Source organism: Streptomyces longhuiensis (assembly GCF_020616555.1).
In the GTDB taxonomy this organism is placed as follows: Bacteria; Actinomycetota; Actinomycetes; order Streptomycetales; family Streptomycetaceae; genus Streptomyces; species Streptomyces longhuiensis.
The window spans coordinates 7,069,323-7,081,555 of sequence record NZ_CP085173.1; the positions used below are offsets into that span (position 1 = coordinate 7,069,323).

General features: G+C 70.8%; 15 protein-coding genes. 9 read left to right on the forward strand and 6 right to left on the reverse strand.

All coding sequences use genetic code 11. The features are described from left to right. Positions 1–53 precede the first annotated feature (53 nt). The 4 genes from LGI35_RS32500 to LGI35_RS32515 all read left to right on the forward strand — a co-directional run bounded on the left by LGI35_RS32500 (position 54) and on the right by LGI35_RS32515 (position 1,567). Positions 54–248: a CBS domain-containing protein gene (locus LGI35_RS32500; protein WP_227297848.1), complete on the forward strand. Its 195-nt coding sequence runs from the start codon at positions 54–56 to the stop codon at positions 246–248. A gap of 8 nt (positions 249–256) precedes the next feature. After that, the gene (locus tag LGI35_RS32505) at positions 257–568 is read left to right on the forward strand and encodes an SCO5918 family protein (RefSeq protein WP_227297849.1); all 312 of its coding nucleotides are present in this window, start codon (positions 257–259) and stop codon (positions 566–568) included. Between the two features lie 187 nt (positions 569–755). Further along, complete coding sequence (locus tag LGI35_RS32510; protein WP_227297850.1) at positions 756–1,097, forward strand: MerR family transcriptional regulator; 342 nt, start codon at positions 756–758, stop codon at positions 1,095–1,097. A gap of 191 nt (positions 1,098–1,288) precedes the next feature. After that, positions 1,289–1,567, forward strand: a complete 279-nt coding sequence (locus LGI35_RS32515) for a hypothetical protein (RefSeq protein WP_227297851.1) — start codon at positions 1,289–1,291, stop codon at positions 1,565–1,567. 25 nt (positions 1,568–1,592) lie between these two features. Here LGI35_RS32515 and LGI35_RS32520 read toward each other — a convergent pair whose 3' ends face one another. Beyond that, positions 1,593–2,576: a helix-turn-helix transcriptional regulator gene (locus tag LGI35_RS32520; protein ID WP_116508841.1), complete on the reverse strand. Its 984-nt coding sequence runs from the start codon at positions 2,574–2,576 to the stop codon at positions 1,593–1,595. A gap of 169 nt (positions 2,577–2,745) precedes the next feature. Here LGI35_RS32520 and LGI35_RS32525 point away from each other — a divergent pair, with 169 nt between their 5' ends. Continuing rightward, positions 2,746–3,285, forward strand: a complete 540-nt coding sequence (locus tag LGI35_RS32525; RefSeq protein WP_227297852.1) for a hypothetical protein — start codon at positions 2,746–2,748, stop codon at positions 3,283–3,285. A gap of 4 nt (positions 3,286–3,289) precedes the next feature. Then, on the forward strand, positions 3,290–3,895 hold the full coding sequence (locus LGI35_RS32530) for a response regulator transcription factor (RefSeq protein ID WP_227297853.1): 606 nt from the start codon (positions 3,290–3,292) through the stop codon (positions 3,893–3,895). Positions 3,896–4,005: 110 nt separating this feature from the next. Here the strand turns inward: LGI35_RS32530 and LGI35_RS32535 are convergent, their stop codons facing one another. Genes LGI35_RS32535 through LGI35_RS32550 form a run of 4 tightly spaced genes read right to left on the reverse strand, consistent with a single transcriptional unit; the run spans position 4,006 to position 9,190 of the window. Next, positions 4,006–5,121, reverse strand: a complete 1,116-nt coding sequence (locus LGI35_RS32535) for a 3-dehydroquinate synthase II (protein WP_227297854.1) — start codon at positions 5,119–5,121, stop codon at positions 4,006–4,008. Then, positions 5,093–6,028, reverse strand: a complete 936-nt coding sequence (locus tag LGI35_RS32540) for a 2-amino-3,7-dideoxy-D-threo-hept-6-ulosonate synthase (protein WP_227297855.1) — start codon at positions 6,026–6,028, stop codon at positions 5,093–5,095. The genes LGI35_RS32535 and LGI35_RS32540 overlap by 29 nt, the downstream gene beginning before the upstream one ends. After that, entirely contained in the window at positions 6,025–7,689 is a 1,665-nt protein-coding gene (locus tag LGI35_RS32545) for a class I adenylate-forming enzyme family protein (protein WP_227297856.1), read from the reverse strand. The genes LGI35_RS32540 and LGI35_RS32545 overlap by 4 nt, the downstream gene beginning before the upstream one ends. A 43-nt stretch (positions 7,690–7,732) precedes the next feature. Next, positions 7,733–9,190: a multicopper oxidase family protein gene (locus LGI35_RS32550; RefSeq protein ID WP_227297857.1), complete on the reverse strand. Its 1,458-nt coding sequence runs from the start codon at positions 9,188–9,190 to the stop codon at positions 7,733–7,735. Between the two features lie 263 nt (positions 9,191–9,453). Between LGI35_RS32550 and LGI35_RS32555 the strand changes: the two genes are divergently transcribed. The 3 genes from LGI35_RS32555 (at position 9,454) to LGI35_RS32565 (ending at position 11,549) form a co-directional block, all read left to right on the forward strand. Further along, entirely contained in the window at positions 9,454–11,010 is a 1,557-nt protein-coding gene (locus LGI35_RS32555; protein WP_227297858.1) for a SagB/ThcOx family dehydrogenase, read from the forward strand. 117 nt (positions 11,011–11,127) lie between these two features. Beyond that, positions 11,128–11,304, forward strand: a complete 177-nt coding sequence (locus LGI35_RS32560; protein WP_100591202.1) for a thiazolylpeptide-type bacteriocin — start codon at positions 11,128–11,130, stop codon at positions 11,302–11,304. A gap of 68 nt (positions 11,305–11,372) precedes the next feature. Continuing rightward, on the forward strand, positions 11,373–11,549 hold the full coding sequence (locus LGI35_RS32565) for a thiazolylpeptide-type bacteriocin (RefSeq protein ID WP_100591202.1): 177 nt from the start codon (positions 11,373–11,375) through the stop codon (positions 11,547–11,549). 104 nt (positions 11,550–11,653) lie between these two features. Here the strand turns inward: LGI35_RS32565 and LGI35_RS32570 are convergent, their stop codons facing one another. After that, positions 11,654–12,208: a hypothetical protein gene (locus LGI35_RS32570; protein ID WP_227297859.1), complete on the reverse strand. Its 555-nt coding sequence runs from the start codon at positions 12,206–12,208 to the stop codon at positions 11,654–11,656. Positions 12,209–12,233: the final 25 nt, after the last annotated feature.

Genomic DNA, 12,233 nt, shown 5'->3' on the forward strand with positions numbered 1-12,233 from the left:
CCTCTGCGGAGGGTGCGTCCCCGAGGCCGTCGGGAGCTCGCGTCTGGGCCGACATGACCGTCGAGGTCGCTCTGTCCGTCCTCGACAGCTCCCGTGCCGGCCGGCTTCTCCTCTGCGACGAGGACGGCCGCTGCACCGGTACGGTCAGCCGCGCCGAGCTGGACGCCGTGCGCGACAGCGCCCGCTACACCGATCGCATCCAGCTGCGGGACATCGTCCACAGCTCCGGTCCGTCCCTCTCCCTGTGAGGCCCTCCATGCGCTGTGTCATCGCCAGATTCCCCTTCGAACTCTTCAGCAGTGACGTGCTGGAGGCGATGAAGGGCGTCAAACCCGAACCCGTCACCGGCGATTCCGTGCTCATCGGGCGGCGCCGCTACCCCGTCAAGCAGGTCGGGGCCGTCATCACCCGGCAGGACCGGCGCGACTTCACCTCCGGTGAGGTGGTCAGGGCGCTCACCGCGCTCGGCTTCGCCTGCACCGAGGTCTCCGCGGGCGGCTCCGGCAGGGCTGAACTCACGCCGCTGCAGGTCGCGTCGGCTCTGATGGGTTCGCCCGCCTCCGCGTAGACACGCCGCCGCCGGCCACCGAGGCCCGGCGACAGAGGGGCCCCGACCTGGGAACCGGTCGGGGCCCTTCTGCGTGCGCGCGGCCCGGCGGCGGCGTGGCCTCGCGGACGCATGGTGTTCAATTTGCCCGGGGCGCGGTCGCCGCGACGGCGCCGGGGCCCCTCCATGCGCCCCTCGACGAGGTGAAATGACAGCAGAAGGACCGCTCGGCCGTCTCGACGACGACGACTACCCCGCCTTCACGATGGGCCGGGCCGCCGAGATGATCGGCACCACGCCCGCGTTCCTGCGGGCCATCGGAGAAGCACGCCTGATCACTCCGCTGCGGTCGGCCGGCGGACACCGCCGCTACTCCCGCTACCAGCTGCGTATCGCGGCACGGGCCCGCGAGCTCGTCGACCGGGGCACCCCCGTCGAGGCCGCCTGCCGCATCATCATCCTCGAGGACCAGCTCGAGGAGGCCCTGCGCATCAACGCGGAGTTCCGCCGCGCGGCGGCCGGACCGGACGCCGGGGCCGAGGGCCGATAGGCCCCACCCGAAGTCCCCGCCCCTCAGGCAACTCCCTGCCATGCAGCTTCCTGGCGTGGCCGGATGCGGACAGTGGGGGTGGCGCGGTGATTATCTCTAGGCACGCAGTCGGAACGGCCGAGACGGACCGGACCGGCGCAGGTCAACGCATCGAACGTACGCCGCACCGTACTCGCGAATGGAGACCTCTCATGTCCCGTGCCACCACCCGCTGTACCGTCCTCGCCGCCGCCGTACTCGGCGGGATCCTGTGGGCCGTGCCCGCGCAGGCCCTCCCCTCCGGGGCCACCGGGCACGGAGCCGGCGTCCCGAAGGCGGCCCCCGCCTCCGCCGACGACTTCGTGTGGCCGACCCCGCCGGCCCGGCCCCTCGACTTCGTGTGGCCGAGCCTTCCGCAGAACCTGCCCGGCCTGCCCGGCATACCCTCTTCGCCCGACGACTTCGTCTGGCCCGTCACCCCTCAGCGGTGAGTGCGATGCGGACGACGACGCCCCGTCAGATCCACTCCCTGCGCGTGGCCTGCACGCCGGCCTCGAAGCGGCTCGACGCACCGAGGCGCTCCATCAGCTCGGCCATGATGCGGCGCTCGGTGCGGACCCCGATACCGAGCGCACGGGCCACGGCCTCGTCGGTGAGACCCGTCGCGAGGAGCTGGAGGAGCTTGCGCTCCTGCGGGGTCAGCCCGCCGGGCAGGGCGTCGCCCGGCCGGTCGAGAGGGCAGGCGTGCTCCCAGTACGCCTCGAACAGGGCCCGCATCGCGAGGACCACCGGCTGGCTGCTGAACAGCAGCGCGGACGGCTGGGCCTGACCCGGCAGACCGGCCACGATCGCCGCGGTGTTGTCGACGATGAGCAGCCGCATCGGCAGCGTGGGCGAGGTCCGGATCTCGCTGTGCCGCTCCGCCATCCACTGCGCGTGCGCCTTGGTGACACGGTCGTTGGCGACGCTGTCGAGGTAGATCGACCGGAAGCGCACCCCCCGCGCGAGCGCCCGCTCGTTGAGGGGCCGGCCGGCCTCGATCGACTCCTGGGTCAGCGCGTTGACCGGGTGGAACGCGAGGGACTCGCGCACGCAGGACTCGGCGAGCGCCTCCAGACGGATACGGATGTCGTCGACGTTGTCGAGGTGTTCCGTACCGTCCAGGGTGTTCGACCAGCCGGACGCCGTGTACTCGGCGGCGAGCGCGGCCAGCGCGGCGCGGTTCTGCTCGATGCGCTGCTGGCGCCAGGCCAGTTCGTTCTGCTCCCGCTGGAGGAGGACCTTCAGGCCGAGCGACGGGTTCACCGCCCGCAGCCGGCCGGGTGAGTCCGTCGAAGGTGCGAGGAGGGAGAGTTCGGACAGCCTCTCCAGGGCCGCCTCCACCGCCTCCGGTGTGCAGTCGAGTAAAGCGGCGAGGCGCTTCGGATCGTGTTCCTTGTGGAACAGAATCGCGCGGTAGACGCCGAGCGTCTGCTGATCCAGTGACGAGACTTCGTCCACGTGGTGTTTCCCCCTTGAACCACGGTTGAACGTTTATTCAGCGCCAGGCGAAGGCGCCTGAACTCCACTTCATCAGGGCGCGCCGCATTCCCGGCGACGCGCACGTTTCAAGCTGTCCACAGATTCCGCACGTTACCTGCTCATCGTATTCCGCGAACAGGGAGTCCTCGTGTCCCACGCAGCGTCCTACGCACCCCCGCCGCTCGACGGCTGCGTCGTCCTCGTCGTCGACGCCACCACCGGTACCGGACGGGTCGTCACCGCGCGGCTCTGTGCCGCCGGGGCCGCCGTCGCCGTCGTCGGCGCGGGCCATCGGGGGCGCGGGGACGACGCGGCCACCAACGCCGCCTTCCTGTGCAAGGAGCTGGCCGACATCGGTCTCGTGGCGCTGCCGTACCAGGTGGACGCCGAGGACACCGAGGCGGTTCTCGCGTTGCCGGCGCAGATAGCCGCCGACATCGGTCCGCCCACGGCCGCCGTCGTGATCGTCCCGGCCGAGGACGCTCCGTACGGCCTCGCGGACACGTTCCGCGCGGTGTCGGCCGCCGTCGAGGCGGGCCTGCCCGTCCACGCCGTGCACATCGAGATCGACCAGGAGGCCCGCGCCGAGGAACTGGCCAGGTCGGTGGTCGACCGGCTGCTCGGCACGTCCGGTTCCGGTTCCGATCGCGATTCCGCACCTGAGTCCAGTACATCGATACGGGGGTAGAGAGATGTCCGTACGCGTGGTCGTAGCAGGTGATCACCAGCTGGTCCTCGAAGCGTTCGCCGAGACGCTCAACGGCACCAACGGGCTGGACGTCGTGGGGCTCGCCACGACCTACGAGGCCGTGCTGCCCGCCGTCGAACGGCACCGGCCGACCGTGCTGCTCCTCGGGGAGCCCACCATGGGCGGCAAGGCGCTGCGGGCCGCGACCGATGTGCGCGCCCGGCACCCCAAGTGCGGCGTCGCCCTCATGGTCGGAGCGGCCACCCCCGCGGTGGTCGACCGGGCCGTCGCCGCGGGCGCGCTCGGCATCGTCCCCAAGAACGCGCGCCTGCCGCAGCTGATCACCACCCTCATGGGCGTCGCGGGCGGCTGTCTCACCGTCGACCCGGCGCTGTTGCGGCCGCCCACAGCCGGTGAATCGGCGCTCAGCGTAAGGGAGATGGACGTGCTGCGCCTCACCGCCGGCGGCGCCACGGTGAAGGAGATAGCGGGCGAGCTGTATCTCGCCGCGGGGACCGTACGGAACCTCACCTCGGCGGCCATCAAGAAGCTCGGCGGCCGCAACCGGTTCGACGCGGCGCGCATCGCGAGCGAGCACGGATGGCTGTGAGACCGGGGCGGCCCGGGGCCGGACGCGCGCCGGCCCCGGCACGGGGTGTGCCGGGGCGGGGCGTCCTGGTGCGAGGCGTACGGGCGCTGCTCACGCGCGTACGGGCGCTGCTACTTCTCCAGGCAGAACTCGTTGATCGGGTAGCCGACATGGCGGTCGGCCGTGGGCAGGTGGCCCAGGATCGTGTCGCCTGGCTTGAGTTCGGTGCTGTTGAGGACCGAGGCGCCGGGGCCGAGGACGCGGACGTGCCAGTCGTCCTGGAGGATCAGGTTGACCGTCTGGCCGTTGGGCGCGACCGCGTCGATGGAGATCAGCGGACGCGTCTCGATCTTCACCCGGCCGACGCTGACGGGACGCGTGCGGCCCTTCACGTCGACGGCCAGCACCGAGCTGCCGGCGTGCAGTTCGCTCAGGTAGTGGGTGCGTCCGTGCTGCGCCACGGTGTACGAGTGGAGCGCGCCGGCGTTGACCCGGAAGGGACGCGTCGGCATGTACGGCAGCGGGTGGGTCTCGCTGACGCACAGCACCATGCCCTTGGAGTGCGAGCCGACGAGGATGCCCTCGTCCTTGCGGAAGTGGGTCGTCGTGTCGACGCAGGCACGCTCGCCCATCCCGATGTGCGTGGCACCCGTGACCGTCAGCTCCACCAGCGGGATCTCCCCGCCGCGCGAGGTCGCCGCCGTGCGCAGGGCGGTGGCGTCGCCCACGGTGCGGCCGCGCATCAGGACGCCGTCCGAGCCCAGTTCGAGCACGCCGTAGACGATCTCGGCCTCCTCGTTGTCGGCCGCGGTCGTGACGATGGAGCCCGGGGCGCCGGTGGCCGCCGCGATGACGATCTCCAGCGGGATCTTGGTCGGGTCGCGGAAGTCGAGGACGCTCCACGCCTCCAGACGCGCCGCCAGGCAGGCGTCCTCCAGGGTGTCGGCGTCGACGATCTCGACGTAGCGGCCGAACTCGACGTCGGGGTGCGCCGCGACGAGCGGGGCCCGCTCGTCCTTGCCGCCGGGCACGATCACCAGGTCGGCCTCGCCGAGGTCGGCGGGGACCGAGGCCGCCCCGTCCTCGAACAGGAGGATCTTGCGGATGGTCGGGGGCAGGCCGGTGAAGGCGGCCGGGTCGGCGGCGACGACGCCGTCGATCCGCTGGTGGACGGCCTCTTCGAGGATGGCGGCGGTGGCGGTGCCGGCGTCGCGGATGTCAAGCCAGCACAGTTTTGCGTCCGTCATGATGCGGACCTCCTGTCAGATCGTGGGAGAGCGGGGCGGTGGTCGGTGCGTCGAGGTGGTCCGGGGTGAGCCGGGCGTCGCTGTCCGTGTCGGCGGACGCGGTGAAGGGGCCCGGCCCGAAGTGCTGTTCGGGGAAGTGGTGGACGAGCCGGGCGACCTTGGCGGCGAGCCGTCTGGGGTCGGCGGCCTGGAAGATGTTGCGGCCCATCGCCACGCCGCCCGCGCCGCCGGCCAGGGCGTCGCGCACGTACGCGAGGACGTCCTCCTCCTCGGCGAGGGCGGGGCCGCCCGCGACGAGCACCGGCACCGGGCACGCCGCCGTCAGGTCGAGCATCTCCGCGGTGGAGCCGAGGAAGACGGTCTTGACCAGGTCGGCGCCCAGGTCGGCGGCGATCGTCACGGCGTGCGCGACGAGCTCCGGGTCCCGGGGGTCGGTGATCCGCGGGCCGCGCGGGTACACCATGGCGAGCAGCGGCAGGTTCCAGCGGTCGCAGGCGTCGGCGATCCGGCCGAGGTCGCCGATCTGCTGCCGCTCGTCGTCGGAGCCGAGGTTGACGTGGACGCTGACGGCGTCCGCGCCGAGGCGCAGGGCCTCCTCGACGCCGGCGACGACGTACTTGGCGTTGGGGTCGAGCGCCTGGCTGGTGCTCGCGTTGAGGTGGATGATCAGGGACATCGCGGCGAACCGCTCCGGACTGATGTGCCGCACACTGCCCTTGTGCACGACGACGGCGTCCGAACCGCCGGCCGCGAGGCGGCCCGCGAGATGGTCGAGTGACATGCCCTTGGACACCACGGGACCGTCACTGATCGAATGGTCGAGAGGGGTGATCATCAGGCCGGCCGTGCTGTGGCGGTAGAGCCGCCGCAGCCGCAGCGACCGGGCGAAGTGGCCGTATGCGGTCATGAGACGCCCTTTCTGGTTCGCGGGATGGCGTGATCGGGCGGGGCGCCCGTGCCGCGTACGCGGACGGGGCCGTCCCGCGCGGTGGCTCCGCGCGGGGAGCTGGTGGCGGGCGCCGGCGCCGTCCCTGAGCGCTCGGGTGTGGACGACACCCGGCGCAGATACGCGCGGTCCGGCTTGCCCGACGGGGTCAGCGGCAGCTGCGGCCAGACGGAGATCCTGACCGGGGTGTGCTCCGGAGTCAGCGTCGCGGCCACGTATCCACGCAGGTCGCACGAGGTGCGGGCGGCGCCCGAGTGCAGTTCGACGGCAGCGTGCACCTGCTCCACGTAGTCGTCGTCCCGCACGCCGAAGACCGTGGCCTGACGTACCTGCGGATGCTGGAGGAGCGCGTCCTCGATCGCCGTGGGGTCCAGCTTCAGACCGCCGTGCTTGATCACGTCGCCGACGCGTCCGTCGAGCCGCAGATAGCCGTAGCGGTCCCAGTGCCCGAGGTCACCGGTGCGCAGCCAGCCGTCTCTTAGGGTGGCGCCGGTCAGCTCGTCGTCGTCCAGGTAACCGGCTGTCACCGTCGGGGAGTTGACCCACAGCTCTCCCGTGACGCCCCGCTCGACCTGCGGTCCGCCGCCGGGCGCCCTGATCTCCAGCCGCACCCACGGGAAGGGCCGGCCGACCGAGCCGAGCAGTTCCGGCTCCCGGTGGTCGAGCGGGTTGAGGCTGCTGATGCCGCCGGCCTCCGTGGTGCCGTACACCTGGATGAGGACGTCCCCGAAGAGGCGGACGGCCCGCTCCACGCGGCCCGGGGCCGCAGGTGTGCCGCTGTAGGTGATGCGCCGCAGCGAGGACAGGTCGGTCGTGTCGATGCCCGGATGGTCGAGCAGCCGGTAGAGGTGAGGGACCGCCAAGTACACGTCGGTGACGCGCTGTTGGGCGAAGGCACGTAGTACGTCGTCGGGGTCGAAGCCGTCGTGGAGGACCACCGTTCCGCCGCTGGACAGGACGGCGTCGGCCATCGGCGCCGTCGTGTGGCTGATCGGTGTGACGGACAGGAGCGTCGCGGGTCCCCGGGGATCGAGGCCATGGGCGAGGCGATCGACGAGCTCCTCACGGGTGCCGAACTGCTGGGCGACCATCTTGGGCCGGCCCGTGCTGCCGCTGGTGAAGTCGACGACGGCGAGCGCGTCGGCCCGCGGCGGCGGCAGCCGGCCCGGATCGAGGGCCCGGGCGGGAGCCCCGCGCGGGATCGGCAGCACGGTGAGCCCCGGCAGACGGTGGGACAGCCAGCGCCCCCGCTCGGCACTCTCCTCGTCCACCAGCAGGAGCAACGCGCCCAGATCGCGCAGGAGTCGGGTCTGTGTGCCGAGCGAGAACGTCTCCGTGTCGGTCCTCGGGTTCATCGACCGTACGTAGACGGAGGTGGCCCCCAGGAGATGCACGGCGTACCGGGCGCTGAGCATCAGCGGATGGTTCGGCCCGGTCAGGACGGCCACGGTGTCGCCCCGGCCGACCCCGTGGTCGTACAGCAGGGCCGCGGTGCCGTGGACGGAGTCGCTCAGCTCACCGGCGGTGACGGTGCCGTCCGGCCGGTGCAGGACCGCGCGGGACGGATCCCGTTCGAGCGCGTCGAGAATACGGCGGACGTACGGGCTTGATCGTGCGGTCATGTTCCCCCCTTTCTCCAGCAATTCGATGTGTGGAATGGGCAGTTCAAGAGATCTTCATCTGCGCCATCATTCCCATGGCGCTGTGGTCGATCATGTGGCAGTGGTAGGGATACACGCCCTTGTGCGTGTCGAAGGTGAGCTGGAGTCTGGCCGTCTGCCCCGGAAAGAGCAGCACGGTGTCCTTGAGGCCGGCCTCCGCCGGATAGACCGGCTGCCCGTCGCGTTCGAGAATGCGGAACTGCACGAGATGCGTATGGAAGTTGTGCGGAATCGTGGTGCTGGTGTTCGTGACCGTCCAGACCTCGGTGTCGCCCCATTTGATGTTCGTGTCGATGCGGCCGGCGTCGAAGGTCTTTCCGTTGATGTAGGCCTTGTCGCCGGTGCCGGGCTCGTCCATCCGCAGCTCGAAGCTGCGCTCGACGGTCGGCTTCGGCAGGGCGGGCAGGGTGGTGAGGACGTCGGGCACGCGGCTGGTGTCGGGCGTCTTCTCGCCGACGTCGAACCGCATGATCTGGCCGACCAGTTCGGTCGGCCCCGGGCCCAGCATGTTCTGGAGCGTGAGCTGGGTGCCGGGCGCGTACTTCGAGAAGTCGACGACGAAATCCGCCCGTTCACCGGGGGACAGGACGAGGACCGGGGTGGGGGCGGGTGCCGGGAGCAGGCCGCCGTCCGAACCGACCTGGGTGATCTGGCTGCCGTCGTTCAGGCAGAGGATGAAGATGCGCAGGTTGCATGAATTGAGCATCCGGAAGCGGTACTTGCGCGCCTCGACCTTCATGTACGGCCACGGGGCGCCGTTGACCAGGATCGTCGTCCGGTTCTCCGCGTCGTCCATCGTGTAGACCATCTGGCCCGCCGCGTCGAACTGCGCGTCGCGCAGGATGAGCGGTACCTCGTAGCGGCCGGACGGCAGGCCGAGCGCGTCCTCCGCCTTGTCGCCGAGCAGATAGAGACCGGAAAGGCCCCGGTAGACGTGCTCGGACTCCATGTGGTGGGCGTGGTCGTGGGTCCACAGCGTGGCCCCGACCTGGTCGTTGGCGTAGACGTACGTCCTGGAGCGGCCCGGCGCGATCGTGTCCATCATGCCGCCGTCGTGCTCCACGGGATTGTTGCCGCCGTGCAGGTGGACGGAGGTCGGCATGTCCAGGGCGTTGATCTGCCGGACCACCGCGGTGCGGCCCTTGCGGGCCCGGATGGTGGGGCCGGGGAACGTGCCGTTGTAGGTCAGCACGTCCGTGCGGGTGCCGGGCAGGATCTGGCGGCTGGTGCGGCTCATGGTGACCGCGTAGTAGTCGGCGGTGCTCGTTCTCCGGTACGGGGCGAGGACCTTGGGTATGGGCAGCGGGACCGCGAACGGCGTGACGGCCGGGGCGCCGGCCGCCGTTGCCGCGTTCGCGGATCCGCCCGACGTCAGTGTCTGGAAGAGCCCTCCCGCGGCGCCCACTGCGCCGACGGCACCGGTGGTGAGACCGAGGCGTATTGCATGACGACGTGTAAGCACGGCGGGGATTCCTTAACTGAGGTCGCTCGGCCGACTTGCCCGGCCGGATGGTGAATTCGTCTTCCGAGCATGCGGACAAGGGCGCGGAATTCCGAGCGATCGACCCGTCGCGGTGACGGGTGTCATGGCCGCCGATGGTGTACGTCACCGATTTCACGCGGGACAGGGGGAGGGGTTCCCGTTCGGCGTGAGAGTGATTTCCGGAGTACGCCCTCGCCCGCACGCGGACTGGGCAAGTCGCCTCAAAGGAACCGGAGATCAGCATGCAGACCGAGAAGACGGCGAAATCACCGCCGCGCACCGCGCCCGCGTTCCGCGCCGACGTCCGGGTGCTCTTCGACGGGGAGTCGGCGACCCTCGCGGGCCCCGCCACCTCGCTCACCCTGCGACCGGTGCGCGGCGGCATCCGCACCGCGCTGGGCCGGCTCGCCGAAGGGCCGCGCCCCATGGGCGAGTTGCTGGAAGGGCTGCGGGACGCCGAGGCCGTCCAGGTGGAACGGCTCCTCGACCGCGCGGGCCATCTCGTCGCGCGCAGCGTCCTCACCCGGGGCGGACCCGCCGACCGCAGGGAGCTCCTGCGCGTCGAGCCCACCGCGCGTGACGCCGAGCACCGGATCGCCGTGGTGGCGCCGGGCACGACCCTGCGCCTGTCCCGGTTCGCGTTCTGCCGTACCCGCGAGGGCGTCCTGGTTCTGGAGTCGCCGCTCGTGAAGTTCCGCGCGGTGCTCGTGGACCGCGCGGCCCGAGAACTGGTCGCCGCCCTGGGCGAACCCGTCGCGGCCGGCGTGCTCGGCACCGGCCTGCGCGAGGACGACGCCCTCGACGCGCTCGCCCATCTCGTGGGCGCCGGCTTCGTCGAACCCGCCGACGAGGACGGCACGTTCGCCTCCGACACGGAGCCGACGCTGCGCCAGTGGGACTTCCACGACCTGCTGTTCCACTCCCGCATCCGCTCCGGGCGCTACGACGACGTGTTCGGCGCCGTCTACCCGTACCGCGGGGAGATCGACCCCCAGCCCGCGGTGAAGCCCGCCCCGGACGGACCGGCCGTGGACCTGTACCGGCCCACACGGGAGGAGATCGCCGGGCGCGACCCGTCCCTCACCACCGCCCTGGAGACGCGCCGCTCCATCCGCTCCTACGGAGCAGGGGAGTTGACGGCCGAGCAGCTGGGCGAGTTCCTCTACCGGGTGGCCCGCGTCCGCGCCCACTACACCCCCGAGGACGGCAGCGACCGCGACGAGGTCGTCTCCCGGCCCTATCCCAGCGGCGGCCAGGGCTATGAACTCGAGCTGTACGTGACCGTGCGGCGCTGCGCGGGGCTCGATGCCGGCATCTACTACTACGACCCCGTCGCGCACCGCCTCGTCCTCGTCAACGACGCGGAGACGGACCGTGAGTCCCTCTTCCATGTGGCGTCACGCGCCACCGGGATGGAGACGCGCCCGGACGTGCTCATCACCGTCACGGCGCGCTTCCAGCGCATGGCGTGGAAGTACCGCGCCATCGCCTACGCCACGACGCTGCGGCACACCGGTGTGCTCTACCAGACCATGTACCTGGTGGCGACGGCCCTCGGCCTGGCCCCGTGCGGCCTGGGCAACGGCGACGCCGACATGTCGGCCCGTGTCCTCGGCCTCGACTATCTGAAGGAGTCGTCCGTGGGCGACTTCCTGCTGGGCAGCCGTAGCCCCGACGACTCCGTGGCCGGCGATCCCGAGGCGGGCTGGGCCATGCTCAACAGCCCGGAATGGTCGCTGCCGGTTGATTCCCCCGTGATAAATGTCAGCGAGGGGGCGCAAAGGCTGGCCACCGAATGACCGGCCGAGCATTATTAATTGCGCAGCTACCGGTTGCGGAAAGAAAAAGACCCCCCGGAAATCTCCGGGAAGGTCACGCCGGGAAATTCCCGGGAACTCCTGAAAGGAATTCATCACATGAGCATCAACGACATCAAGAACGGTGACGACGCGGAGAAGGCGTTCGACAGCTTCGACGTCGACGAGCTGGAGACCCTTGAGGTCGCCCAGGGCGTGGCCCTCCCGGAGATGGGTGCCTCCAGCGGTTCGATCGGCACCTCGTCGTCCTCGTCCAGCACCTGCTCCGCCTGCTGACTTCCCCTCACCCACCGCTCATCCACCCCGCGAAGCCACTTCGCGGAACACCGGAAGGAATTCATCACATGAGCATCAACGACATCAAGAACGGTGACGACGCGGAGAAGGCGTTCGACAGCTTCGACGTCGACGAGCTGGAGACCCTTGAGGTCGCCCAGGGCGTGGCCCTCCCGGAGATGGGCGCCTCCAGCGGTTCGATCGGCACCTCGTCGTCCTCGTCCAGCACCTGCTCCGCCTGCTGATCCACCGTTCCAAAGGATGCGCCCATCCAGCCGGGAGCTGGATGGGTACATCCTTTTGTGGGGCCCTTTCGCGGGCCCCTTGTCGGGCCGTCGGCGTCCCTGCGTCAGCCCCGTACGGCGACGTGGAACGACGAGGCCCACAGCACCAGCGCGGCGCCCAGGCCGACCACGACACGCACGGTCTCCATCGTCGTGCCGGTCGCGGCAACCACCAGGCCGGCCACTGCGACCGCGGTCAGGAACACGGCCGTCCACTTGTACTGCCACTGGTCGAAGAGGCGGGCGAGCGGGAAGAAGTGCAGGCCCACGACCAGGCAGATGCCGGGCGGGATCAGCTCCGGGTGGCCGCTCGCGTTCGACGCCGCGATCACCACGAAGATCGCCACCAGCTCGGCCATGTTCACCATGCCGACCCCGCGGTTCCACTTCTCCGGGAGCCGCACCATGCGCGAGGCCGGACCGGCCCCGCCGCGGAAGGCCAGGATGACCGCCACGACGGTCACCGCGGCGGCGAGCACGCCGACCGTCACCGAAACACCCACGGCACTTATGCCGGAGCCGCCCGCAAAAGCCCACACCAGGGCAAAAACCGCGAGGACGATGGCCCCGCGGCGGCGCAGATTCTGCGTGAGTGCGAGGCACTCCGTGTCCGTAGTCATGGCCGGAGGGTACAGCGATCTTGGC